We start from the raw sequence: 25,127 nt of genomic DNA, 5'->3' as shown, positions 1-25,127 counted from the left end.
TAGCTAAGCCCTTGCTTGCGCGGGCCCTCATTTGCTTCCATCTTGGAGCGAACAGAAGCCCGTGCACGACACGGGAGAAAAATGGGGAGGAGCCACATGGCCTTTGTGGGATTGGAAGACAAAGCGCGCATCGAACAGGAAATGCCATGGGAGGATCGGGATGTGCCGGTCACATTCCATCAGTTGTTGTCGCGTACCGCGGGAAAGTTCCCGAACCACAAGGCGATCAGTTTTCAACTGTTGTCCGGTCCGACGGACAAGGCCGAGACGCTGACATGGTCCGAACTACTGGGCAAGGTCAATCAGGCGGCTAACCTGTTCCGCTCGTTGGGTATCGGGGAAAAAGACGTGGTTGCCTATGTGCTGCCCAATTGCAACGAGACGCTGGTCACCATGATGGGCGGTGCTGTCGCCGGGATCGTGAACCCAATCAACCCGCTGCTGGAACCCGAACAGATCGCGGCCATTCTGCGCGAAACCGGTGCCAAAGTTGTTGTCACGCTGAAATCCTTCCCCAAAACGGATGTGGCCCAGAAGGTTGAAGAGGCCGTGCGTCACGCGCCCGGGGTCAAGACCATTCTGGAAATTGACCTGAACCGATATCTGACGCCGCCAAAATCGTGGCTGGTCCCGTTTCTGCGCCCCAAAATGGGCGACAAGGAAAAGCTGGCACACGCAAACTATCTGAACTTCAACAACGAACTGGCCAAGCAGCCGACGACCTTGGGTTTTGAAGACAGCAAGGAAGATCGGGTCGCCTGCTATTTCCACACCGGCGGCACGACGGGCATGCCGAAAGTGGCGCAGCACAAGTATTCGGGCCTGATTTACAACGGCTGGCTGGGCAACACGCTGCTCTTTGACGAAAATGACGTCATCATGTGCCCGCTGCCGATGTTCCACGTCTTTGCGGTACATGTGATTGTCATGGCCGCTGTGTCGTCGGGCGCTCATGTCATATTCCCGACACCCGCCGGGTATCGCGGCGACGGCGTGTTTGACAACTTCTGGAAGCTGATCGAACGTTGGAAGGTGACATTCATCATCACCGTCCCGACCGCAATCTCGGCCAAGATGCAGCGGCCCGTCGATGCTGATATCTCAAGCGTGAAAACTGCGTTCTCAGGCTCGGCACCTTTGCCGGTCGAACTGTTCCGCCGCTTTGAAGAAGCGACTGGTGTCACCATCGTCGAAGGCTACGGCCTGACCGAGGCGACCTGTCTGGTGTCGTGCAATCCGGTGGACGGTGAGAAAAAGATCGGCTCAATCGGCATTCCGTTCCCGTACACGGATGTCAAAATCCTGAAGGACGGACCGAATGGGCCAGCCGAGTGCGGCGCGGATCAGATCGGTGAAATCTGCATCTCGAACCCCGGCGTTTACGCGGGCAACACCTATACCGAGGTCGACAAGAACGCGAATCTCTACCATTTCGACAAATACCTGCGGACCGGAGATCTGGGACGGTTTGATGAAGATGGCTATCTGTGGATCACAGGCCGCGCCAAGGACCTGATCATCCGCGGCGGCCACAATATCGACCCGGCTGAAATTGAAGAGGCTTTGCTGGGCCATGACGCCGTCGCTTTTGCAGGGGCAATCGGCCAGCCGGACGCGCATTCGGGTGAAGTTCCTTGCGCCTTTGTGGAGCTTGTCGAAGGGGCGACCGCAACCGAAGAAGAATTGATGGAATTCTGCAAGGTGCACGTGCATGAACGCGCGGCGCAGCCAAAGCACATGACCATCCTGGGCGAGTTGCCCAAAACAGCCGTTGGCAAAGTTTTCAAGCCCGATTTGCGGAAACAGGCGATCACCCGCGTTTACAACGGCGCGTTGGAAACCGCCGGCGTCGCTGCCCGGGTCGTTTCGGTCGTTGACGACAAGAAACGCGGGCTTGTCGCGCAGCTTGACGCGAACGGCTCCTCCGAGGACGATGTTTCGAAAGTGCTGGGCTCATTCACCCGGCCGTGGGAATGGTCTGACTAAAGAGCCGGAGGAACAATGGACTATGAACGCCTGATCGACGAAGAGACCTGGGCGTTCATACGCCGTTCCAACGAAAGCTATCCAGACAACGCGGTTGATTTGTCGATCGAGGATCAGCGCCGCGTCTACGACGCGATGTGCGCCGATTTCCAACAGCCAAGGCCGAAGGGTGTTAGCACCAAAGACCAGATGGCCGACGGCGTGCCGGTTCGTGTCTATACGGCCGGAGACCCCACCCGAACCGTCGTCTATTTTCATGGCGGCGGTTTTGTCGTTGGGGGATTGGACAGCCATGACGATATCTGCGCCGAGATATGTGCCCAGACCGGGTACCGGATTGTTGCCGTCGATTATCGTCTTTGCCCCGAACATGCGCATCCTGCGCAGTTTCAAGACAGCTGGACGGCAACCAACTGGGCCGCTCGGGAATTTGGCGATCCTCTGGTACTGGCGGGCGATAGCGCGGGTGGCAATCTTGCTGCGGCAGTTGCGCATCATGCGCGCGGTCGGTTGCCGAATGTGTTGGGGCAGGTTCTGATTTATCCCGGCTTGGGCGGAGACAGCGACAAGGGCTCGTATGTCGAACACGCCCAAGCGCCACTTCTGACGCGCGACGAGATCGCATTTTACGACAAAGTGCGATGCAACGGCACAGCCCCCCAAGGCGATCCGACATTTGCGCCTTTGCACGACTCGGATTTCTCAGGCCTGCCACCAACTGTGGTGGTGACTGCGGATTGCGACCCCTTGCGGGACGATGGCCCCGTCTATTGCGACAAGATCACCGCCGCTGGCGGGCAGGCGTGTTGGATCAACGAACCCGGTCTGGTCCACGGCTATCTGCGCGCGCGCCACTCGGTCAAACGTGCGGCGGATAGTTTTGAACGCATCTCGGTCGCGATTGAGGCGCTGGGGCAGGGGCTTTGGGCCTACGACTGATCGATTACCTCAAAAACGGTGCCGCTTTCATCGTCTCCGCCAGAGGAGCGCCCAAACGGTTCAGGATCGTAGGCGCAAGCTGTAGCTGGTCGATCACCGCATCGGCCTCGGGGCCTTCGGCATCGCCGAAGTAGTACAGAGCGGTTTCCTGTTGCAGCGGGTCCCTGCCACCGTGGTGGCCACGTTCGTCTTGCCCATGATCGGCGGTCACGATGACCTCGTAGCCCATCTGCCGCCAACGCGGGATGAACGGGGCCAGCATTTCGTCCATGACGAAGCAGGCATGGTCCATCTCTTCACAGTCGTGAAAGAACCGGTGTCCCATGCTGTCCAGCGTGCAGGTATGCAGGATGCCGTAATCCAGCCCGAACCGCAGGCACAGATTTGTGAGCGTTGCAAACAGGTCCAGATCACATGGCGTCATCTGGTTCGCCTTGCCGTAGCCGGTCATCGAGTGAAACCGGCCATGGTTGATCGTCATGCTGTCCGGTTCGTCATATTCCACGTCGCGGACATAATCAAAGGGATGGCGATTGAAGAACGAGGACCAGAAACTGTGGGTGACTGCGCCGGTCACGCCACCGGCCTCGCGGACCTGGCTGAAGATATCCTTGTGTTTCAGGCGAAAGACATTTCCGTTGCCGGTGCAGCCGTGCTCTTGCGGGGTCACGCCGGTGTGGATCGATGCGTAGCAACTGGCCGAGGTCGAAGGCAACACCGAGCGATGTTTCCAAATCCGCGCCGTGCCGTCGTCGACCCAGCCTTCGAGATTGCCGAAGAGGCGACGAAAATTGCGGTAGGGAACGCCGTCCAGGATGATCAGCAGCAGTTTGCGGTCCATGCGTGGTCTTTCTTGATGCAGTTTCGTTTGGCACTCTACGCGTACGCTTCAGGTGCGGTCGCCTGTTCGCGCCCTGGATAGCAAAATCCCGACACTTGATTGTGACAAGCGCCGGGATTTTGAAGTTTTGCAGGCAGGACGAGCTCAGTTCCCAGCGCTTTCCATCTTGCGGTGGGCAACGACCTCTTCCAGCCAACCCAGATGCATCTCGGGCACCGAGCTGAGCAGAAGGTCGGTATAGTCGTCGAATGGCGGCGTCAGCACTTCGCTTTTTGAGCCATAACGCGCCACGCGCCCCTGATACATCACCGCGATGCTGTCGCTGATGGCACGCACCGTTGCCAGATCGTGGGTAATGAACAGATAGGCCACATCCTCGATCTTCTGCAGTTCCAGCAGCAGCTTGAGAATGCCGTCCGCCACCAGCGGATCCAGCGCCGAGGTGACCTCGTCACAGATGATCATCTTGGGCTTGGCCGCAAGCGAGCGCGCAATACAGACACGCTGTTTCTGACCACCGGACAGTTCCGCCGGATAGCGGTCGATGAACTTCTCGCCCAACTCGATCTCATCCAGCAATTCGATGATCCGCTTGCGTTTTTCAGCGCCCCGCATGTTGAAGTAGAACTCCAACGGACGGCCAATGATCGTGCCAACTGTCTGACGCGGGTTCATCGCCACATCGGCCATCTGATAGATCATCTGCAACTCGCGCAGATCCTCGCGAGAGCGGCCCGCGAGGTCAGAAGACAGCTTGCGCCCGGCAAATGTTATCTCACCTTCGCGCGGTGGCAGCAGCCCGGTGATCACTCGCGCCAGTGTCGACTTGCCCGAACCGGATTCTCCGACAATCGCCAGGGTTTGACCCGGATGAAGCTCGACATTGACGTTGTGCAGCACATCGAAATTCAGCCCCTTGTAGCGCGCGGTGATACCGTCGACGCTCAGCACCGGTTCCGGCGTGGGTTTCTTTTCTTCGTGCTCGATCGACCGTACCGAAACCAGAGCCTTGGTATAGTCTTCCTGCGGGTTGTTGATGATCTGATCGGTGGTTCCGTATTCGACCGTGTTCCCCATGCGCAGCACCATGATGTCGTCGCTCACCTGCGCCACAACCGCCAGGTCGTGGGTGATATATAGCGCGGCAACACCGGTATCCGCGATGGCTTCCTTGATCGCCATCAGAACGTCGATTTGGGTGGTCACGTCCAGCGCAGTTGTCGGTTCGTCGAACACGACCAGATCGGGCTCGGGACACAGCGCCAGCGCGGTCATGCAACGCTGCAACTGACCGCCCGAAACCTGGTGCGGATACCGCTCACCGATATTGTCCGGGTCGGGCAGGCCAAGCTTGGCGAACAACTCGCGCGCGCGGGCCTCGGCCTCCTTGCGCGAGAACTTCTTGTGTTCGACCGCAGCCTCGATCACCTGATCCATGATCTTCTTGGCCGGGTTGAAGGACGCAGCGGCGGATTGCGAGACGTAAGTGACTTCGCCCCCGCGCAGGTTGCGGATATCCCCCAGGCCTGACTTCAGAATATCACGGCCATTTACCCAGACCTCGCCGCCGGTGATCTTCACACCACCCCGGCCATAGGCCATCGAGGCCAGACCGATGGTTGATTTACCGGCACCGGATTCACCGATCAGCCCCAGCACCTTGCCGGGCGCGAGGTCAAAGCTGACCCCGTGCACGATCTCGATGTCATGGGGCTTTTCGCCTGGCGGATAGACGGTCGCGCCGATCTTGAGGTCGCGGACCTTGAGTAGTGGATCGCTCATCCCCGGCCTCCTTTCAGCGATGTGGTACGGTTCAGGACCCAGTCAGCCACAAGGTTGACCGAGATCGCCAGCGTCGCAATGGCCACAGCCGGCAACAGAGCCGCTGGAATGCCGTAAACGATGCCTTCCTTGTTCTCTTTCACGATACCACCCCAATCAGCCTCGGGCGGTTGTACGCCAAGACCCAGGAACGACAGCGTCGATACGAACAGAACCGCAAAGATGAACCGCAGGCCCATTTCGGCGACCAGCGGCGACAATGCGTTGGGCAAAATCTCGCGGAACACGATCCAGCTGCGGCCTTCACCGCGCAGTTTGGCCGCCTCGACATAGTCCATGACATTGATGTCCACTGCGACCGCGCGGGCCAGGCGATAGACCCGGGTGGAATCCAACAGGCCCATGACGATGATCAGGATCGGGACCGTCACCGGCATGACCGACAGAACCACCAATGCGAAGATCAGCGTCGGTATCGACATGATCAGATCGACAAAGCGCGACAGAACCTGATCGACCCAACCACCGATCACGGCGGCGAAGAAGCCCAGAACCGAGCCGGTTATGAAGCTGATGAGCGTTGCAGCCGTGGCGATGAAGATCGTTGTCCGACCACCATAGATCATCCGGCTGAGCAGATCGCGACCGATATTGTCGGTCCCCAGCAGAAATTCGGATGACGAAGGCTCCCACACATCGCCGACAACTTCGGCCATGCCATAGGGTGCAAGGATCGGCGCGAATAGGGCCATCAGAAAGTACAGGGCCATGAGGAACAGCCCGATCATTGCGGAAATTGGGATGTTCTTCATTTCGGGTGCCTCAGTCTCGGGTTCGCCAGGATCGCAACGATGTCGGCGATCATGTTGAGGCCGATATAGACGGCCGCGAAGATCAGACCGCAGGCCTGAACAACCGGAACGTCACGTTTGGACACATGGTCAACCAGGTATTGGCCCATTCCGGGATATACAAAGACCACTTCGACAACCACGACGCCCACGACCAGATAAGCCAGGTTCAACATCACGACGTTGACGATCGGCGCGATGGCGTTCGGGAAAGCGTGCCGGTAGATGACCATGAAGGTGCTCAGGCCCTTCAATTCAGCTGTCTCGACATAGGCGGATTGCATCACGTTCAGGATCGCTGCGCGCGTCATGCGCATCATATGCGCCAGAACAACCAGCGTCAGAACGATGACAGGCAGGGCGATTGACCGAAGCCGTTCTAACACGCCCATGTCATCGTCGAGCATGGCCACGGATGGGAACCAGCCCAGCCGCACGGCCAGAAAATACATCAGCAGATAGCCGATCAGGAATTCCGGGATCGAGATCGATGTCAGCGTGACCGCCGAAATCAACTTGTCAGGCCAGCGGTCGCGATAGCGAACAGCAAGCAGGCCCAGCAGAATAGCAAGCGGCACCGAGATGAGTGCAGCCCAGAATGCGAGGAACAGAGTGTTGTTCAGACGTTCGCCAAGGCTTTCGGCGATGTCGCGGCCATTGGTCAGCGCGGTGCCAAGGTCGCCTTGCATCGCACCGAACAGCCAATCGAAATAGCGGGTCAGTGCAGGTTTGTTCAGCCCAAGCTCTTCCCGCAGGTTGGCAAGCGATTCGGGGGTGGCGGATTGTCCGAGAATGGATTGAGCCACATCGCCCGGCAGGATCATCGTTCCCGCAAAGATCAGGGCGGAGGCCGCGATAAGCAAAAGGGCACTCAGCGCAAAGCGCTGAGCCACCAGTTTTATAATGGGATGCATCGACCTGGTACCTTAGGCTTTCCAGGTGTATTTCGGAGCATACCAGTACATCATTGCGCCGTTTGGATCAGGCACATACCCTTGAACTTCATTGCTGACCGCGTCGATGAAGTCGTTGAACATCGGCAGGATCAGGCCGCCTTCATCACGCACCATCTGACCCATTTTCGAGTAGATTTCCTTGCGCTTGGCATTGTCCAGCTCGCTGCGTGCCTCCAGCAGCATCTCATCGAATTCAGTGTGTTTGAACCGGGTGTCGTTCCAGTCCGCAGTCGACAGATAGGCCGTAGCATACATCTGGTCCTGAACCGGGCGACCGCTCCAGTACGATGCGCAGAACGGCTGTACGTTCCAGACTTCCGACCAGTAGCCATCATTGGGTTCGCGCTTGACTTCGAGCGGAATGCCAGCGGCCTGTGCCGATTGCTGGAACAGCGCTGCTGCGTCCACCGCACCCGGGAAAGCGCCATCTGCGACACGCAAAATGATTGGCGAACCGTCGTGGCCGGATTTTTTGTAGTGCTCAGCAGCTTTGGCCGTATCGAACTCTCGCTGCGGGATTGTATCGTCAAACAGCGGATACGCGGCGTTGATCGGCATGTCGTTTCCGATACCGCCATAGCCACGCAGGATCTTGTCGACCATTTCCTCGCGGTTGATTGCATATTTCAGCGCCAGCCGCAGTTCGTTTGAATCAAACGGCGCAGTGTCCACATGCATGATGAACACGTAATGTCCACGACCCGAGACGTTCTGTACCGACAGGTTCGGCGCCCGGTCCAGAAGTTGTGCAATCTTGGGCTCGACCCGGTTGATGATGTCCACCTGACCCGACTGTAGCGCCGCGGTACGGGCGGTTGCGTCGTTCAGAGTGATGACCTCGACACCATCATAGTGAGCAACCGCGTCGCCGCCCCAATAGTTGGGGTTGCGGACAAACTCCATACGGACGCCCGGCTCGTCGCTTTCGAGCACATAAGGTCCTGTGCCCACGGCCGAGTTCGGATCGTCGAAGCCTCCATCCGGCTGAATTTTCAGGTGATAGTCCGCAAGCAGGTAAGGCAAGTCGGCGTTGCCGATTTCCATTGTAACTTCAAACGTATCGCCATCGACCCGCATCGACTCGATGCCCTGCACGATACCCAGCGCACCGGATTGCGAATCTTCGTTCGTATGACGTTCCATTGTACGCATGATGTCTTCTGGCGTCACGGTCTTGCCGTTGGAAAACTCGATTCCGTTGCGCACCTTGAAGCGCCATGTCTTGGCGTCAGACGAACCTTCCCAGCTTTCGGCGACCAGACCTTCCAGTTCGCCCTTGCCGTTCACCTCAACAAGCGTCTCGCCCCATTGCTGCCCACCGGCAATCGGTACATCCGATGACCACAGCGCCGGGTCTTGTGTATTTGTGCTTTCGCCGCCCTGAACGCCCATTTTGAAGGTGCCGCCCTTGACGGGGTCGGCCGCGCGGGCCGCATCCGCGAACAGGGTGCTTGCCATCGCTGCGGATACACCCAGTGCGGCTGCCTTTCCCATGAACTCGCGACGAGTCAGCTTGCCGGCTGTCACCTCTTTGGTCATGTGAGTGAGTTGTTCGTTCATCCAAATTCTCCCAATTGGTTGGATCATGCCCCTTGCGGGCTTTTTATTGACGTCCGAGTCAACGTTGGCGCAATTTTGTTTCGCGGGCAAGGTGAAATCTGGGTGGAATGGGCATTGGTGATACACCTCTGCGCGAGGTGTTCAGTACACTCCGCCGCGTGTGCTAACCGGTTGCACGGTTTTGGTGCTCGATGAATCGCTTGTCTAATACAGCATTCTTAAGCTGTATCGCTTAGAACACCGTGACTGGATTTGCCGTTTTCACTGCGGAAGACCGCCGCTCGCGTACAGAACCAGCCTAAATGAAATCGCGCCGAGACACGCCAGTTTTGTCTTATGCGCAGCACTTATTGGGCTCAGGTTTCCATCCAGATCGTAACTGGCCCATCATTCACCAATTCGACCGACATATCGGCCCCGAATGCCCCTGTTTCGACCGCTATCCCATGCCCGGCCAATTGTTGGGCAAACGCTTGATACAATCGTTCACCTTCGACGGCTGGCGCGGCCTGGGAAAAGCCGGGCCGGTTCCCGCGCGACGTATCAGCTGCCAATGCGAATTGGCTGACCACCAAGGCCGAGCCGCCGATATCCAGAACAGACCGGTTCATCTTGCCAGCGTCATCCTTGAAGATCCGCAGCTTGGCAATCTTTCTTGCCATCTCTTCGGCTTGTGCCACGTCATCGCCCTGCATGGCGCAAACCAGGATCAAAAGCCCTGGACCCGATTTTCCGATCACCTGGCCCTCGACCGAAACTGAGGCGCTTGAAACTCTCTGCAACAGGGCGCGCATGACTGGGGTTTCCTTTCTTTTGGGGCGGTCAGAGGTGACCGCCTCGGTGGCCGAGCTTTACCAGGGTCAATGTTTGCAAAAACTCAGGTTCAAATCGGGCGACATGTGGCGGATCACTGCTGCCCCGTCGCGACCAGATAGCCAACGCCCGCCGCAACCAGAAGCCCCAGAACAACAGCAATTGTGATCTTGATGGCGGACCAGGGTCGCTCTCCCTGCACGCGGCCGGTCCTGCCGTTAACGACAAAGCGATAGGTCTGTCCGCGGTACTTGTAGGCCGCCATCCAGACCGGCAGCAGGATATGCTTGAACGTGACATCGCGTATGTCGGTATCGACCGCGTGAATGCGTTGACGATCCCCACCGATGTCGAACCGGACATCCCGTTCGATCACCCGCGCCATATGCGCGCGCGCCTCGGTGTAGCCGTCATCTAGATCGACGGTATAGGCTTCGGCCCGGAAACCGGCCAGATATTCTGGCTGATAAGGCTCGAGCGCGGGCAGATCCCAAGGCTCCAGCGCGTCGGTATACCTTTTGGGCAGCGACCGCGAGGCAAGTACAAGCACATCGTCGAAGAAACGCGCCACGCGCCCTGATTTCCGCGTCCAACGTACCTTTGGCACCTGCTGCTGAACACGCTTGCCATCCCGCATGACAGAGCGCGTTTCATAGTAGACCGTTCCGCGCTCGCCCCGATAGCTCGACTTGGTGTCTGCGTCGAAGGTCCAGTAAGGCACATAGATACCCTGCATCTTGCGCCCTTTCCGGGCGTAATCCTTCAATCCGTTTGGGGCGAACCACAGCCGACCCAGCCAGTCTCCCATCGCCTTGTGGGCGGCGCGTTCGTCCAGCGCGAAAGGCAACACCCCGCGCGGCTTGATATGTCGGCTGACCCCGGTATCCGTGACAACCGGCGTTGCGCAAAACGGGCATTCAGCCGCATGTGTGTTCGGGTCGAACTCGACCTGAGCCGCACAATTGGGACAGGTCAGAACGCGCGTTTCCTCGATCTCGCTGTCTGGCAGGCGATCCGCGACCGCCGCGTCGAAATCCAGCTCTTTCAAGCTGGCACCGCCCCAAGGTCCGGCTCCGATAGACTCGGAATGCCCGCAATGGTCGCAGGTAAGCGTTCCGTTGGACGGATCAAACCGGTAATCCGCACCGCATTGCTCGCAGGGGAAACGGTGTTCGTCGATGCTCATGTTGCGGTTCCGCGTGTCGAGTTCGCTGGCATTTGGGGCCTACGACCCCGGCGGCGGAGGCGGCAGAATAGTGAACAATTGCGCCAGTTCCTGCACATCGCCCGCCTTCTTCCAGCCATCCTGACCGGCAGTCCAAACAAAAGTGTCCCGGGTAATTTCCTCGTCGGTTGCCATGCGCCCCATCTTGGCCTTCGAGAACGGCCCGCTGGTCTGGCCATCCACCGCGACATGCCAAACATGTTCAACGGGTGGCGGAGGCGGCGGTGCCGCATGTGCCGCCGGTTGCGGGGCAGCGGGCGCTGGGGTGCCCCACGGACCGCTCGGTTGACCCGCTGCCATGTTCGACATCTGCTGCGCCATCGCCATGCCCATACCCATGCCAAGACCTGCGCCCATGCCGCCGCCCTGACCCGGGTTGTTGGCCGCCGCCGTCATCGCCTCGGCCGCCGAGTACTGGGTGAACTTGCCCAGATCACCGGCCAGACCCATCGAAGTTCGCTTGTCCAGCGCCGCCTCGACCGCAGGCGGCAATGAGATGTTTTCGATGTAAAATTCCGGCATCTCCAGCCCATAGCCTTCCAGAACAGGCGACACCTCAGCGGCGATCAGTTTGCCCAGATCAGCAGTATTGGCGGCCATGTCGAGCACCGGGATGCCCGATCCGGCGATTACGCGGGAAAACTCCTGCACGATGATGTTGCGGACCTGAAAGCTGATCTCGTCCATGGTGAACTCACCATCGGTACCCACGATCTCGACCAGAAACTTCGCCGCGTCCTTCACCCGCACCGTATAGGTTCCAAAGGCCCGAATCCGCGTTGGTCCGAATTCGGGATCGCGCAGCATGATCGGGTTCTTCGTACCCCATTTCAGGTCGTTGAAGCGGGTGGTGTTGACGAAATAGATCTCGGATTTGAACGGCGACTGAAATCCGTGATCCCAATGCTGCAATGTCGTCAGGATCGGCATGTTGTTGGTTTCAAGCATATAGAGACCGGGCGTGAACACGTCCGCCAATTGGCCCTCATGTACAAACACGGCGGCCTGACCTTCGCGAACGGTCAGTTTGGCACCGTATTTTATCTCGTGACCCTCGCGCTCGAACCGCCAGACCATCGTGTCGCGGGTGTCGTCGACCCAGTGGATGACGTCGATGAATTCTCCGGTCAGAAAATCAAAAATTCCCATAAGGTTCTCCTGTTTCCGGGGTCAGAGCGACTGCCCCATCAATTCGCGTGCAATGATACGAGCCACCGGGCGGGCCTCTTCCCCGGACATGCCGGGTTTCAGGCGGGGATCATACAACATCGACAGCAGTTTTTCGTCATGGCTGGTCAGCAATGCAAACTCGTCATCGTCGTTGAAGATCGACGGCCGCGCTGACGGGCTGTCATTGGACAGGCCCAATCCTTGCGCGATTTCTTCGTGGATACAGCTGAGCCTCAGCAGGTCCGAATTTTCCGCCCGGATAAAGGCCACGGCTCGGGTGATCGTATCCGCCGCATTCGGGCTGGCGAAAGTAAAGACAAAGCAAAAGTACGGGCGCTGAAGATTTCGCAGCAACGCAAGCCTGTCGGGTGGAATGTTCGGAACCAGCGTTTTCAGCCTTTGCTGAACATAGGTGGTATCGTCCTTTCCTGCGACAACCACAATAAAGTTCCCGTCGCGCTGGACACCGCGAATATTGTGCCCAGTTACGCGCGCCAGCCGTTCGGCGAAACGATCAATTTCGGCGCGATCTGCTGAACGTGTGTCCGGGGGTACCGTCGGGCCGAAATCCGTCATTATACGGACCGGCTTCTCCCAGCGTGTAAGCTTTACCTCGGATTGACCTCCGGCATAAAGACCGGTCCGGCCCGAATGTTCGTTCACAAAGGCGATGGCTTCAAAGTTGCGCGCCAGATCGTCGGCGTCATAAGGCGTATCCGGCCCGCCTCCGTCGGTCCGCAACAGGCCGCGCGTCAGCAGATCGTTTTCGACCCTGCTGTAATAGCGCGCCAATTCCTGGCTGGCCTCTGATGGCGGCACATAGGCGTTTGATGCCTCCAGCGGTTGCGCCGGTCTGGGCGGAGGCACGATCGAGGTCGGCAACGCGGTCTCACACCCCGCCAGAGCGAACAGCAACAGGACCCCGAAGGCCGTTCTGAGATGCCCAGCGGGGACCATGCCGACCTCAGCCGGGAACCGAGGTGCTGGCCGTGTCGCCCAGCCCGTCCTTGCGTGCCTTGGCCGAGGCCAGCGTGTTGCGCAGTTCGACTTCCATTTTCTGCAATTCGGCTTCGGCAGCGGCGCGTTTGGCTTTGCCTTCGTCCGCGATCGCCAGGCTTTCGTTAATGGTGCCGATCAGGTCCTCGTTTGCCTGTTTAACAGCTTCGATGTCAAAGACGCCGCGCTCCATTTCCTCGCGGATCATCTTGTTGGATTCGCGCAGATTGGCCGCGTTCGAGGTCAGCAATTCGTTGGTCAGATCATTGGCATCGCGAACGGCAGCGGCGGCTTCGGCGCTGCGCTGGATGGTGACCGCCTGCGCCAGCTGCGTTTCCCACAGCGGTACGGTGTTCACCAAAGTCGAGTTGATCTTGGTGACTAGAGACTTGTCGTTCTCCTGCACCAATCGGATCGAGGGCAACGATTGCATCGTCACCTGCCGCGTCAGTTTCAGGTCGTGGACCCGCCGCTCGAGATCGTCGCGCGCGGCGCGCATGTCGCGCAACTCCTGCGCTTTCATCACCTGTTGATCCTCGGGCGCCGCCTGAACTTCGGCCTCTTTTTCCGGAATGTCCTGGCTATCCAGTTCAGTCAGTTTTTCCTCACCCGCTGCGATATACAGAGCCAATTCATCGTAGAAATCCAGGGTCTTTTCATAGAGCAGATCCAACGACTTGATGTCCTTCAGCAACGTGTGCTCATGCCCCAGAAGATCGTCGGTGATCCGATCAATCTGCCCCTGAACCTCTTCGTATTGTGCGGTGAACTTGGCAAAAGGCGCGGCTTTGCCGAGCAGTTTCTCCCACCAACTGCGCTCGCGGCGGACATCCAGTTCGCTGACCGAAAAGCCGCGAATGGTTGTCACGATATTGCGCAGGCTGTCACCAGCCGGGCCCACATCCTTGTTGCGCACATCCGCCAGCATGGCCTGACTGATTTCCTGCAGCTCGGCCTGCGCTGATGAACCGAACGCGACGATCGAGTTGGTGTTGTCCATGTCGATCTCATTCATGCGCTTGCGGATCTCGGCGCTGACGGGCTCGTCGGCCTCTTCAAGCGGCACGATCTCGGCCTTTGGCTCGGGCAGCGCAACAGCGGTTACTTCCTGCACCAGAGACTCGGCCTGAACCGCCTTGTTCTTGATATCTTCGGACATGGGGTAATCCTCGCTCAAATAATGGCCGGTCAGTCCGGCCGCACTCCTTCGCGCTGCAACCGTTCGCGCAACACATCGATTTCGACCGTCAGATCGCTGCGGTCATCCAACAGCATTTTTCGGGTGCGGGCTGCAAAATTCTGTTCGAGATCGTCGAGCAGCGCAGTGTAATCCGCCAGCGCCTGAGCATCACGAGTGCGGGCGTAGACATCGGCGAATTTTATCGACGCATCCCGTGCCCCTTGCAGGTAAACCGTCAGGTATTTCCGTGCACCCGCCAGATCACGCGGATCTTCCTCAACCGTGCGAAACAGATCGCGGGCGGTGTCCTGAAACCGTTCGACGCGTGCCTCGACCCTGCGGTCGCCGGCGCGTTTGATGGCGTCGGTCATTTCGGACAGATGCGCCTCGGCGTCTTCGACCACACGGGCAACGCGGTCCTGCTGGAAGGTGTCGATCCCTTCCATCCCTTTGTCTTTCATCGGGTCGATGCCGAAAGCCAGCGCGTGCAAGGTGGTTGCCACGACGCCGAACAGGATCGGCGCGATAACACCTGCCTGCGCTGCCGTTTCCGCATCCAGAAACTCGGTCCGGTAGGCGGCCAGAGCCGTGCCCAGGCCTGTCAGCACGCTGGCAAAGATCTTGCGCGGAAAGGCAGGGCGACGGGCGGTCCGTCGTGCGTGATAGGCCGCTTCGGCGCGCAACCCCTCGCGCAGAAGAAAGGCGGCGGCGATCAGAATCCCGGCGGCAATAAAACCGATGGTCATGCCAATCGCGCCATCATTGATCGAGAAAAAGATCAGCGGAATTGCCGGAAGGAACAGGAGGTTTGCCCGCGCGCCTGCCGGTTCAACGCGCGCGCCGTCGAACTGGCCGCGTGGCAGAGGCTGGTTCGAATCGTCACCGTCTTGTGGGCTGTATTTGCCGCCAAACCGCTTGGCCATGACCTACAAGCCCCCCAGCACGCCGGTACAGACGCCGAATAGCAGCACAAGCAGCGCCGCATAGGCCAGTTTTTGCATTCCGGTCCCGGACATCAGGTCCCCCACTGAAACTTTCAAAGAAAAGGTAGTGGATGCGCAGGCTTGGCGCTAGGGGGAAGGTCGCGAAACATGCATCAGTTTCGATGTTTCTTGTTGGCGATGGAGCGTTTTCTTTGCGGCCGCGATGGCCGCTTTGCGGCGGCTTGCGGTTTGGCATCTCCATCAAGCCCCAACTGGTCGCGCAGCACACGGCGGCGGATTTCCTCGACCTCTCCGGGTTTCAGCTTGCCAAGCTGGAACGGGCCGTACGAGACGCGTAGAAGGCGGTTCACGCTGAACCCGATATCTTCCATCGCCCGGCGGATTTCGCGGTTTTTGCCTTCGCGCAGCCCGATGGTCAGCCAGGCATTTGCGCCTTGCTGGCGGTCAATGGAAACCGTCATGGGCTGAAACCGTTCACCCTCAATCACCAGCCCCTGACGCAGCGGCGCGAAATCTTCGTCCTTTGGTCGCCCGTTCACGCGTACACGGTATTTGCGCAGCCACCCTGTCGCGGGAAGTTCCAGCTTGCGCTTGATGCCGCCATCATTGGTCAGCAACAACAGCCCTTCCGAGTTCAGGTCTAGTCGCCCGACGCTCATGACACGCGGCATGTCCTCGGGCAGATTGTCGAAGATCGTGGCACGGCCCTTTTCGTCGCGGGTCGTTGTCACCAAGCCAGAGGGCTTGTGATACAACCAAAGGCGCGACGGTTCGGGTTCGGACACAGGCTTGCCGTCGACGGTGATCTTGTCCTTGGCTGTGACGTTCAGCGCAGGGCTGTCGATCGCGGTGCCATTCACGGCCACACGTCCGGCCTCGATCATGCGCTCGGCCTCGCGGCGCGAGGCAATGCCCGCGCGGGCCAGTACTTTGGCGATCCGGTCGCCGGGAGGAGGGGTTTTGCTCATCCGCAGGCCATAGCGCATCCCGTCCGCTTGCGAAAGTCAGGTTTCTGATGCAGTCAGGGGCATGACGTTCAGATCACATATGGACAAGGCGTTGGCCGAGGCGCGGGCGGCGGCAGAACGCGGTGAGGTTCCGGTCGGGGCCGTCATCGTTGCGCCCGACGGTCGTGTTGTGGCGACCGCAGGCAATCGCACACGCGAATTGAACGACCCCACCGCTCATGCCGAGATATTGGCGCTGCGCGCGGCCTGCGCCGCGGCCGGATCGGAACGGCTGCCGGACCACGATCTCTATGTCACGCTAGAGCCTTGCGCGATGTGCGCAGCCGCATTGGCGGCAGCGCGAATTCGGCGCATCTATTACGGCGCGTCCGATCCCAAATCCGGCGGCGTGGCGCATGGCGCGCGGGTGTTTTCTCACCAGCAGGCGCACCATGTCCCGGAGGTTTATGACGGCATCGCAGCGCAGGAGGCTGCGGATCTGCTAAAGGCGTTCTTTGCGACGCGGCGGTGAGGTCACAGCGTAATCGGCTGCATCACCTCGGGCTCGATCACGTCGACACCAGGTAGGCCGTCGGTGAGCGCTTGGGCCGATTGTTCCAGAATCGGAAATGTCTTGTAGTGGCAGGGAATGACGGTTTTGAAGTTGAAATACCGCTTGGCCGCGTAGGCGGTGCCTTTCATGTCCATTGTGAAATGCCCACCGGCTGACAGAATGCCGATATCGGGTTTGTAGTAATCCCCCATCCACTCCATATCCGCCATGATGTCCGTGTCGCCAGAGAAGTACAGCATCCGACCTTCGGCTGCGATCATGAACCCAACCTCGGTGCCACCGGTCCGCAGCCCGTCAGGCGTCGAGAAAGTCGAGCTGTGAGAGGCCGGAACCATCGTGACCTTGACGCCATTCAAATCGACCGTGCCGCCCTTGTTGAAACCGACGGTCTCGATGCTTTCGGCCTCGGCCCAATAACCCATCAGGTCATATTGGCCGACCACAGGAACGCCCAGATGCTTGGCCAGTGGCAGCACGTCGACCACATGATCAAAATGCGTATGTGTCAGAAGGATATGCGTTGCACCATTAACCGCTTCGTCATGCTGGTCCTCGGACAAGGAAGGGTTCCCGGTGAGCCATGGGTCGATCAACAGAACCTGACCTTCGGTTTCGATACGAAAGCTTCCATGACCCAGCCAAATGATATTCATCAACAATCCTCCCGATATTGGTTTGGCACCACCCTAGCATCGGCTATGTAAAAATCCATGAACTGGATGCAGCAGATTGACGGCTATTGTGAGCGGTTGTCGCCCGCCTATTGGGCCGAACCGATAAACGCGGTGACAAATGCTGCCTTTCTGTTGGCGGCTTTTGTCATGTGGCGGCGGATGCGCGGGCATCAGGCCCCGCTGGCGCAGGTTTTGATCTCCTTGCTGGCGATCATCGGCGTCGGCAGCTATTTGTTTCACACCCACGCCCAAGTCTGGGCCGCGATTGCGGATGTCACACCTATTCTGCTGTTCGTGCTGGTCTATATCTTTGCCATCAACCGCGATGTCTGGGGGATGCGGCTCTGGCCCGCTTTGGGAGTGACAGTGCTATTCTTTCCCTATGCCGCCGCAACAGTCCCTGTATTCCAGCAAGTACCCGGGTTGGGCGGTTCGGCGGTTTACGCGCCGATTCCGCTGCTGATTCTGATCTACGCCATGCTGTTGCGCCGTCGCACGCCCGAAATTGCGCGCGGTTTGGCAATCGGGGCTATGATCCTGATAGCCTCAATCACGTTCCGCGCCATCGATCAGCCGCTCTGTCAGCAGTTTCCACATGGCACGCATTTCATGTGGCACATTCTAAATGCCACTATGCTGGGCTGGATGATCGAAGTTTATCGCCGGGCACTGTTGCGCGTTCCCGCGACTAGAAGGCTGTAACTGACCTCTGCATTTGGGCGTCACAAATGTCACCAACCGAGAAACGGCTTGACTGGGCCGATCCGGATGCGCCTTTTCCTGCGCTTGGATCAGCGTTGTTCACGTCCGAAAGGCGGCAGCCAGCGTGTCAGGCAGATCGAATTCCGACAAAACTCGCGCGCGGGCCTCATCCGACATTTTCCGGGCGGTCTTTTCGACGATCCGCTGGATTTTCTCGGCCGAATGCTTGGCGGCGAAGGGCTGGAAGTACCATTTCAGAAAGACGAAACAGATCACGTCCTCAAGCGCCTGAACGTCGGCATCGCGTTTGATACCCTGCTTGCGCAGCATGCGACCAGCGGTTTCGATCCTTTCGGCGTCATACCCCGCCTCGTTCATCAGGCCCATGACAACGTCTGCGTGAAAGACGCCTTGTGCCTTGCGCCAGGCCAGATACCCGGCGCGACCTTCGGGATATTCGGTCCGCTTCAGTTTCCAGCGTTCCACATGCTGTCCGCGCGCTGCGATCTGCAGTTCTTCGGATGCGTCCGGAAACAAACGGCTCAACTCTTCGCTCATCCGTTGGCCGTACAAAAGCGCCTCGGGCGTGCCGTCTTCAAGATTGGGATCTTGCGAGTTGGCCGCATCGATCGCGTCCAGAACGGTTTGTTTTTGTGCGCTCATCTACTGCTCCGCTGGCATGCCTGTTCCAAGGGTCTGTCGCATCTGACAGACGACCTCAGTCTAGCGGTCCGGGGCAGGCAGCGCATCATCCAATTGCGCAATCCCCGGGCAAGGCGCGGTGCGCCCTGTCCGGGGTGCTGTGGGCAAATCAATTGCCCGAGGGGGTTCTGTCTTTGGTGACCGGCTGCGCAACCGGAGTGGGGAAATTCAGATCGCGGGTCAGAGTGTCCATTGTCGGACCAAATGATCCGGCCTGTACCGGTGCTGCCAAAACTGCAAGGGACAATACAACTGCGGTTGTCAGGGATTTCATTGTCTTTCTCCGAATTGACGTATGTCGTAAATATGAAATGAACTGTTTAGTTCAGATTTCAAGAGGCAAAGTGAACCGATCAGTTTATTTTTTTGAGGCTGGTTCGGAAATGGACCCGGCAAGACTGTTGCCCAGCGGTCTTGCGACCCGTGCAGCAGACGGGTAAACGCCCTCTAACGCATATGAGGAAATCCGATGTCGATTGACCAAAGCACCGCCGCCAAGGTGGCCAAACTGGCCCGGATCAAGGTCGAGGATGACGCGCTGCCGGCGCTGGCATCCGAGTTCAACACCATTCTGGGGTTCATCGAGCAACTGAACGAAGTGGACGTTGAAGGCGTTGAGCCTATGGTCTCGGTCGAGCCGATGCGCCTGAAACGTCGTCAGGATGAGGTCACCGACGGCAACCAGCAAGACAAGGTTCTGGCCAACGCCCCTGACGCCCGCGAAGGGTTCTTCGCAGTTCCCAAAGTGGTGGAGTAAGACATGAGCGATCTGAACAAACTGGGCCTGGCAGAAGCTCGCGACGCGCTGCGCGCCGGTGACGTGACATCGGTCGAGCTGACCGAATCCTGCCTCAAGGCCATCGACGAAGCCGATGCGTTGAACGCCTTTGTCCACAAGACGCCAGAGATCGCTCTGGACCGCGCCCAGGCTGCGGACGCGCGGATCAAGGCGGGCGATGCTCCGTCAATGTGCGGCTTGCCGATCGGCATCAAGGACCTGTTCTGCACCAAGGGCGTACCGTCGCAGGCGGCCTCGAAAATCCTCGAAGGATTCAAACCGGAATACGAATCCACCGTGTCGCAGCAACTGGCCGATGCCGGAGCGGTTATGCTGGGCAAGCTGAACATGGACGAATTCGCCATGGGGTCGTCCAACGAAACTTCGGTCTACGGCAACGCAGTCAGCCCTTGGCGGCGCGGCAATGACGACACGCAACTGACGCCGGGTGGGTCTTCGGGTGGATCAGCATCGGCTGTGGCGGCTGATCTGTGTCTGGCGGCCACCGGTACCGACACCGGCGGCTCGATCCGCCAGCCCGCTGCGTTTGTCGGGATCACGGGCATCAAACCGACCTATGGGCGGTGCTCTCGCTGGGGCATTGTGGCCTTTGCCTCCTCGCTGGATCAGGCCGGTCCGATGACCAAGAACGTGCGCGACGCGGCGATCATGTTGGAAACCATGTGCGGTCACGATCCCAAGGATTCCACCAGCGCCGAACTCGCCGTCCCGAATTTCGAGGCGATGCTGACCGGCGATATCAAGGGCAAGAAGATCGGTATCCCCAAAGAATACCGGATGGACGGCATGCCCGCCGAGATCGAAAAGCTCTGGTCTGAAGGGGCCGAGATGCTGAAAGCAGCAGGTGCCGAGATTGTCGATATCTCGCTGCCCCACACCAAATACGCGCTGCCCGCGTACTACGTGATCGCGCCGGCCGAGGCGTCCTCGAACCTCGCCCGCTATGACGGCGTGCGCTACGGCCGCCGCGCGCAGCTGGCGCAGGGCGACGGCATCACCGAGATGTACGAAAAAACCCGCGCCGAAGGCTTTGGCCACGAGGTACAGCGCCGCGTGATGATCGGCACCTATGTGCTGTCGGCAGGTTTCTACGACGCCTATTACAACCGCGCGCGCCGCGTCCGGACGTTGATCAAGAAAGACTTCGAAGACGTGTTCGCCGCCGGTATCGACGCGATCCTGACCCCGGCGACCCCGTCCGCCTCGTTTGGTCTGGGTGAGATGACCGAGGCTGATCCGGTTCAAATGTACTTGAACGATGTTTTCACCGTCACCGTGAACCTTGCGGGCCTGCCGGGTATTTCGGTGCCTGCGGGCCTCGATAAACAAGGGCTGCCGCTGGGTCTGCAGCTGATCGGGCGTCCCTGGGACGAAGGCGATCTGCTCAACACCGCCTATGCGCTGGAAAACGCCGCCGGGTTTGTGGAAAAGCCCGGAAAATGGTGGTAAGCCTGCGGGCGATTAGGCAACGCAAGACGACGGAGCGGCCCATGCGCAAGATGCTTCTGATCCCCGCCCTTGGCCTGCTCGCCGCCTGCGAAACGGTGGCGCCGGTGCAGGGCACTGGTTTCAACACGCCAGAATACCAGGCGCAGCGCGAGGCACAGCTTGCCGGGCAGGGGTACGGCGGAAATCCGTTGCTGCCCCCCGAGGATGTGTCGCAGCAGCCGTTGTCCGCGCAGGGTGCGACGGGCGACAGCGCTGCCGACATCGCCAACCAGACCGCCGCCGCCCTGGCCAGCACTTCGGGTCAGGCCGCACCTGTCAGCGCCGCACCAGCGGCCAACAATACCGGCATCTCGGATGAACAGGATTTTGCCGCCGTCTCTAACCGGCGCAGCATCGAATCCGACGCGGCGCGCATCGAACAGAACCGCCAGACCTATGAGGTCGTCGCCCCCACTGCGGTGCCGGAGCGCGGCTCGGATGGTCAGCCAAATATCGTGCAATATGCGCTGAGCACCTCGAACCCGGTTGGCACGCCGGTCTATAGCCGCGCGGGATTCAACCTCGAAGCCAAAGCAGAACGCAACTGCGCTCAGTTCCCGTCGCCCGATCAGGCTCAGATCGAATTCCTGTCCAGTGGCGGCCCGCAACGCGACCGCAAAGGGCTTGACCCGGACGGCGACGGTTATGCCTGCGGTTGGGATCCGAGCCCGTTCCGAAGTGCCGTCAATAACTGAGCCTCTGACACCGGTCTGGCACCCGTCGCCCAATTTCGGACCACGCCGGGATGGGCTGCTGCCTTCGCTCATCGTCCTGCACTACACTGCGATGGACAGCGCAACAGCCGCCTTGGAACGCTTGTGCGATCCTATCCACGAGGTTTCGGCCCATTACCTGATCGGCGCAGATGGTAAGCTTTGGCAGATGGTGCGCGAGGAAGACCGCGCCTGGCATGCCGGGGCAGGGGAGTGGCACGGGCAGAGCGACATTAACTCCCGCTCAATCGGGATCGAGCTCGACAACGCCGGAATCCATCCCTTTTCTGAGCGCCAACTGGCGGTACTCGAAACGCTGCTCAACGATGTCATGGCGCGCTGGAACATTGCGCCCGAGGGGGTTATCGGCCATTCCGACATGGCTCCGGGGCGCAAATTTGACCCTGGTCCTCGATTTGACTGGCATAGGCTGGAACGACAGGCCCTCGCAGCCAAACGTGGCGGCACGCCTGTAACCTCCGAAGAATTCCGAGCCCTGGCCCAATCCCGTGGCTACACCGCACCTGTTGATGACGCCACCCTGCTCGCAGCAACCCGCTTGCGCTATCGCCCCTGGGCCAAAGGCCCACTGGAAGCTGCCGACCTCACAGCACTTAGCTGATCCGCCCTTCTTCTGTTCAAAAATACCTCGGGGATGAATTGGCCGCAGGCCAAGAAGGGGCTGGCCCCTTTGCTTCGCCTCCACTCTTGACGCGACCTGACGCAGCGCATACCCACGCCTTCGCGCGGAGGGCCGGATGGCCGCTGGTGTCGCAAGGCGCCAGAGGAAAGTCCGGACTCCACAAGACAACGGTGCCGGGTAACGCCCGGGCGGGGTAACCCGACGGAAAGCGCCACAGAAATCAGACCGCCTGCGACTTCGGTCAAAGGTAAGGGTGAAACGGTGGGGTAAGAGCCCACCGCGCCCCTGGCAACAGGGGCGGCACGGCAAGCCCCACCGGGAGCAATGCCAAATAGGGTCCCCGCGCGGGCCGGTCGGCGTCAGCCGATACCGCCGCTAGGTATGTCCTGACCAAGAGGGACCGGGTTGGCAGCTAGAGCCGCGCAGCAATGCACGGCCCAGAGGAATGGTCATCGAAGGGGGTAACCCCGGAACAAGATCCGGCTTACAGGCCCTCCGCGCGTATCAGCCGATCAACTGCCCGGTGGTGTGTATGCACCGGTCAATTTTGCGGCCTTCTTGGCGATGGCCGCGAAGTCCTTGGCCTTCCACGCGCGCACGGTGTGGATATTCGACACCGCGCCTGAGGCTGCAACCGCCATGCCAACCGCTACGGCATCCGTTCCATCCGGGACTTCACTGATGACGACGACGTCGTTTTCGCCGGTGGTCATGTAAAAGGCCAGCAGCTTACCCCCGACCTTTTTCAACAGCGCCCTGACGGGTGCGGTGCGGTCTTTTGGCTTTTTCATCATGCCTTTGACGCCGTCTTCGGAATAGGATGCGTAGGTAATGAAAATGGGCATTGATACCTCCTGCAATGCAACGTGTTGAAGGACCCGTAATTTGGCCGGTCCATTGGCCGTCAAGTACGCCCGAGCGTACTGATTCTAAGCGGTCGCGATCAGCCAGATTCCCGCGACGATCAGTGCGAGACCGGTGATAGGGGCAAGCCACCACGCCCGCGGCAACAGCTTTTCCAACGCGACATAGACTGCGATCCCGGCGATCCAGTACAGATTCATGATCCCGCCCACGAACAGCAGGGCCATCAAGGCCCAGCAGCAACCCAGGCAATATGCCCCGTGCAGAGCGCCGACGCGGAACGCACCGTAGCCTCCCGGTCGGTTATGCGCGGTCAGAAAACGGGCCGGACTTTGGCAGTGCCGCAGACAGGCTGTCTTCAGGCTCGAAAGCTGATAAGCGCCGGCTGCCAGTAGAATGCAGCCGGCAAAGCTGCGCGATCCGATCGTCATCATCGGACCGTCAGACAGGCCAATCCGCTCAAACCCCCATTGCGCCACGGTGGCGACAAGGCTGAACACGGCCCAGGCGACCAGATAACCGACCAAAAAATACAGGCTGAACCGGGCGGCGCGATCCTTCTCGGGGCCTGCGCGTTTCAGTGCAGTGTACAGCAGCACCGCAGGGGCGGCGCTGGGCGTCATCATGGCGACCATCATCACCCACCACATAAGAAAGATCAGAACAGTGTACGACAGGTCCCATATCGGCGCGCCGACCATCTGCATGGGTTGCCCGATCGGACCAGCCATGCGGGTCATCTCGACCGCGCTCATGTTCATCCCGATCCCGGCAATGGTGTACCATGCGGACGCCAGGATGATCAGAAACACGCTGCCAAGGACGATGGCGCGATCCTGCCGCAACAACCGCTCGACCGGCCCGGCGCGGGGCGGGATGGAGTGTAACGTCATGATGTGCCTCGGATCAGGCGCCCACGACACCGTGGCCAGAAATATTCAGATGAGCCATATGCGCATGGGTTGCGTCAAAGTTCAGGCTTATCGCGCCGCCGGTGGTTTTTCCTGTGCCCGAGGCGGCCTCGGCATGGCGGTATTCGAATCCGTTCGGCAGTTGAATCGATGCACGATGCGGCGCGCCGGACACAATATGCGGTATCGGGCTGACTTCGACATCAAACAGACCCGACGCCTTGGCGTATCCTGATCGCTCATCCCGATTCCAATCAAGCTCGATCGGAGCATACAGAGTTTCATGTTTGGTCGGGGCCATGGCGCTGTAGACGTACCAGAATGTCGCCATCTCATCGGTGTCTTCACCGGTCATGATGGCCTGTAGCGCCGCACGCTGATCGGCGCTGGCGCTCTCGTCGATGATCAATTGCATCTGACCATTGCCCTCATGGATCGGTCCGGGCCAGTAATAGACCCCAGCGGCACGCAACCCGCCCAGATCGGTGTCGCCATAGTGGCCGCTTTGAATACCGAATGCGACTACGGCCTCGCAATTGCCGTGTGTCGGTAGAACGCTGAACTGGCACGGACAGCCAAAGTTGCAGTTGCAATTGGCCAGCTCTTCGCCCTGAATAACCCATTCTGTCATGATGCCCCCCCGGAAACGCTTTACAAAAAACGCTGCACGATGCGGAAACAGCCTGTGATCAATGCCTCGGGGAACGAGCCTGAATTTGGCTTCTTGGAATAAAGCGCACACATATCACGAAATTACAATTCGTTCAAATGAACACAATTCGCGCGCGTCTAGGGTGCGTTATTTTGCCGGAACCGAGCGACCTGTATCGCCAGCCCCGATCAGATGGTATCCTGCGAAACCATACA

At 59.4% G+C, this 25,127-nt stretch carries 26 protein-coding genes and 1 other RNA gene; 9 read left to right on the top strand and 18 right to left on the bottom strand.

Features of this window, described 5'->3' with window-relative positions; translation table 11 throughout:
• Positions 1-96: 96 nt before the first annotated feature.
• Both ACR0LX_RS11605 and ACR0LX_RS11600 read left to right on the top strand, forming a co-directional pair.
• On the top strand, positions 97-1,986 hold the full coding sequence (locus tag ACR0LX_RS11605) for an acyl-CoA synthetase (protein WP_480783857.1): 1,890 nt from the start codon (positions 97-99) through the stop codon (positions 1,984-1,986).
• A gap of 15 nt (positions 1,987-2,001) precedes the next feature.
• Entirely contained in the window at positions 2,002-2,925 is a 924-nt protein-coding gene (locus tag ACR0LX_RS11600; RefSeq protein WP_480783856.1) for an alpha/beta hydrolase, read from the top strand.
• A gap of 4 nt (positions 2,926-2,929) precedes the next feature.
• Here the strand turns inward: ACR0LX_RS11600 and ACR0LX_RS11595 are convergent, their stop codons facing one another.
• The 12 genes from ACR0LX_RS11595 to ACR0LX_RS11540 form a co-directional block, all read right to left on the bottom strand.
• The gene (locus ACR0LX_RS11595; protein WP_480783855.1) at positions 2,930-3,766 is read right to left on the bottom strand and encodes an alkaline phosphatase family protein; all 837 of its coding nucleotides are present in this window, start codon (positions 3,764-3,766) and stop codon (positions 2,930-2,932) included.
• A 144-nt stretch (positions 3,767-3,910) separates the two neighbouring features.
• Positions 3,911-5,548: an ABC transporter ATP-binding protein gene (locus tag ACR0LX_RS11590; RefSeq protein ID WP_480783854.1), complete on the bottom strand. Its 1,638-nt coding sequence runs from the start codon at positions 5,546-5,548 to the stop codon at positions 3,911-3,913.
• A complete protein-coding gene (locus tag ACR0LX_RS11585) occupies positions 5,545-6,360 on the bottom strand; it encodes an ABC transporter permease (protein WP_480783853.1) in 816 nt (271 codons plus the stop codon). The genes ACR0LX_RS11590 and ACR0LX_RS11585 overlap by 4 nt, the downstream gene beginning before the upstream one ends.
• Entirely contained in the window at positions 6,357-7,313 is a 957-nt protein-coding gene (locus tag ACR0LX_RS11580) for an ABC transporter permease (protein WP_480572748.1), read from the bottom strand. Before ACR0LX_RS11580 ends, ACR0LX_RS11585 begins: the two co-directional genes overlap by 4 nt.
• Positions 7,314-7,325: 12 nt before the next feature.
• Positions 7,326-8,915: an ABC transporter substrate-binding protein gene (locus ACR0LX_RS11575; RefSeq protein ID WP_480783852.1), complete on the bottom strand. Its 1,590-nt coding sequence runs from the start codon at positions 8,913-8,915 to the stop codon at positions 7,326-7,328.
• Positions 8,916-9,271: 356 nt separating this feature from the next.
• A complete protein-coding gene (gene dtd / locus ACR0LX_RS11570; RefSeq protein WP_480783851.1) occupies positions 9,272-9,709 on the bottom strand; it encodes a D-aminoacyl-tRNA deacylase in 438 nt (145 codons plus the stop codon).
• Positions 9,710-9,822: 113 nt separating this feature from the next.
• The gene (locus tag ACR0LX_RS11565; RefSeq protein WP_480783850.1) at positions 9,823-10,914 is read right to left on the bottom strand and encodes a TFIIB-type zinc finger domain-containing protein; all 1,092 of its coding nucleotides are present in this window, start codon (positions 10,912-10,914) and stop codon (positions 9,823-9,825) included.
• Between the two features lie 39 nt (positions 10,915-10,953).
• Complete coding sequence (locus tag ACR0LX_RS11560; RefSeq protein WP_480783849.1) at positions 10,954-12,102, bottom strand: SPFH domain-containing protein; 1,149 nt, start codon at positions 12,100-12,102, stop codon at positions 10,954-10,956.
• 21 nt (positions 12,103-12,123) lie between these two features.
• On the bottom strand, positions 12,124-13,080 hold the full coding sequence (locus ACR0LX_RS11555; RefSeq protein WP_480572758.1) for a DUF2927 domain-containing protein: 957 nt from the start codon (positions 13,078-13,080) through the stop codon (positions 12,124-12,126).
• 7 nt (positions 13,081-13,087) lie between these two features.
• Positions 13,088-14,278 carry a toxic anion resistance protein gene (locus tag ACR0LX_RS11550; RefSeq protein WP_480783848.1) on the bottom strand — a complete coding sequence of 397 codons (1,191 nt, stop codon included), beginning with the start codon at positions 14,276-14,278 and terminating at the stop codon, positions 13,088-13,090.
• Between the two features lie 29 nt (positions 14,279-14,307).
• Entirely contained in the window at positions 14,308-15,222 is a 915-nt protein-coding gene (locus ACR0LX_RS11545) for a 5-bromo-4-chloroindolyl phosphate hydrolysis family protein (protein ID WP_480783847.1), read from the bottom strand.
• A 173-nt stretch (positions 15,223-15,395) separates the two neighbouring features.
• Positions 15,396-16,211: a pseudouridine synthase gene (locus ACR0LX_RS11540; RefSeq protein ID WP_480783846.1), complete on the bottom strand. Its 816-nt coding sequence runs from the start codon at positions 16,209-16,211 to the stop codon at positions 15,396-15,398.
• Positions 16,212-16,272: 61 nt separating this feature from the next.
• On the opposite strand from ACR0LX_RS11540, the gene ACR0LX_RS11535 reads away from it, so the two are divergent.
• Positions 16,273-16,722 carry a nucleoside deaminase gene (locus tag ACR0LX_RS11535; protein ID WP_480783845.1) on the top strand — a complete coding sequence of 150 codons (450 nt, stop codon included), beginning with the start codon at positions 16,273-16,275 and terminating at the stop codon, positions 16,720-16,722.
• Between the two features lie 2 nt (positions 16,723-16,724).
• On the opposite strand, the gene ACR0LX_RS11530 is transcribed toward ACR0LX_RS11535, so the two are convergent.
• Positions 16,725-17,417, bottom strand: a complete 693-nt coding sequence (locus ACR0LX_RS11530) for a metal-dependent hydrolase (RefSeq protein ID WP_480783844.1) — start codon at positions 17,415-17,417, stop codon at positions 16,725-16,727.
• Between the two features lie 57 nt (positions 17,418-17,474).
• Here ACR0LX_RS11530 and ACR0LX_RS11525 point away from each other — a divergent pair, with 57 nt between their 5' ends.
• Positions 17,475-18,140 carry a ceramidase domain-containing protein gene (locus ACR0LX_RS11525; protein ID WP_480783843.1) on the top strand — a complete coding sequence of 222 codons (666 nt, stop codon included), beginning with the start codon at positions 17,475-17,477 and terminating at the stop codon, positions 18,138-18,140.
• A 99-nt stretch (positions 18,141-18,239) separates the two neighbouring features.
• On the opposite strand, the gene ACR0LX_RS11520 is transcribed toward ACR0LX_RS11525, so the two are convergent.
• Both ACR0LX_RS11520 and ACR0LX_RS11515 read right to left on the bottom strand, forming a co-directional pair.
• Positions 18,240-18,803 carry a DUF4202 domain-containing protein gene (locus ACR0LX_RS11520; RefSeq protein ID WP_480783842.1) on the bottom strand — a complete coding sequence of 188 codons (564 nt, stop codon included), beginning with the start codon at positions 18,801-18,803 and terminating at the stop codon, positions 18,240-18,242.
• Positions 18,804-18,951: 148 nt separating this feature from the next.
• The gene (locus ACR0LX_RS11515) at positions 18,952-19,116 is read right to left on the bottom strand and encodes a hypothetical protein (RefSeq protein WP_480572773.1); all 165 of its coding nucleotides are present in this window, start codon (positions 19,114-19,116) and stop codon (positions 18,952-18,954) included.
• A 195-nt stretch (positions 19,117-19,311) separates the two neighbouring features.
• On the opposite strand from ACR0LX_RS11515, the gene gatC reads away from it, so the two are divergent.
• The 5 genes from gatC (at position 19,312) to rnpB (ending at position 22,988) form a co-directional block, all read left to right on the top strand.
• A complete protein-coding gene (gene gatC / locus ACR0LX_RS11510; protein WP_050602932.1) occupies positions 19,312-19,599 on the top strand; it encodes an Asp-tRNA(Asn)/Glu-tRNA(Gln) amidotransferase subunit GatC in 288 nt (95 codons plus the stop codon).
• Between the two features lie 3 nt (positions 19,600-19,602).
• Positions 19,603-21,090, top strand: a complete 1,488-nt coding sequence (gatA, locus tag ACR0LX_RS11505) for an Asp-tRNA(Asn)/Glu-tRNA(Gln) amidotransferase subunit GatA (protein WP_480783841.1) — start codon at positions 19,603-19,605, stop codon at positions 21,088-21,090.
• A 41-nt stretch (positions 21,091-21,131) separates the two neighbouring features.
• The gene (locus ACR0LX_RS11500) at positions 21,132-21,824 is read left to right on the top strand and encodes a hypothetical protein (protein WP_480572777.1); all 693 of its coding nucleotides are present in this window, start codon (positions 21,132-21,134) and stop codon (positions 21,822-21,824) included.
• Positions 21,808-22,464: an N-acetylmuramoyl-L-alanine amidase gene (locus ACR0LX_RS11495; RefSeq protein ID WP_480783840.1), complete on the top strand. Its 657-nt coding sequence runs from the start codon at positions 21,808-21,810 to the stop codon at positions 22,462-22,464. The genes ACR0LX_RS11500 and ACR0LX_RS11495 overlap by 17 nt, the downstream gene beginning before the upstream one ends.
• Positions 22,465-22,588: 124 nt before the next feature.
• An RNA gene (gene rnpB / locus ACR0LX_RS11490) (RNase P RNA component class A) lies at positions 22,589-22,988 on the top strand.
• Between the two features lie 9 nt (positions 22,989-22,997).
• Here rnpB and ACR0LX_RS11485 read toward each other — a convergent pair.
• From ACR0LX_RS11485 to ACR0LX_RS11475, 3 genes are all read right to left on the bottom strand, one after another.
• Complete coding sequence (locus ACR0LX_RS11485) at positions 22,998-23,330, bottom strand: GYD domain-containing protein (protein ID WP_480572781.1); 333 nt, start codon at positions 23,328-23,330, stop codon at positions 22,998-23,000.
• An 84-nt stretch (positions 23,331-23,414) separates the two neighbouring features.
• Positions 23,415-24,242 (bottom strand): DUF2182 domain-containing protein, encoded by an 828-nt coding sequence (locus ACR0LX_RS11480; protein WP_480783839.1) that lies wholly within the window; start codon positions 24,240-24,242, stop codon positions 23,415-23,417.
• Positions 24,243-24,255: 13 nt separating this feature from the next.
• Positions 24,256-24,891 (bottom strand): DUF1326 domain-containing protein, encoded by a 636-nt coding sequence (locus tag ACR0LX_RS11475; protein ID WP_480783838.1) that lies wholly within the window; start codon positions 24,889-24,891, stop codon positions 24,256-24,258.
• Positions 24,892-25,127: the final 236 nt, after the last annotated feature.

The sequence above is a fragment of the Ruegeria sp. CH11 genome (assembly GCF_056537105.1).
This window is presented reverse-complemented; position numbering and strand designations above follow the sequence as displayed.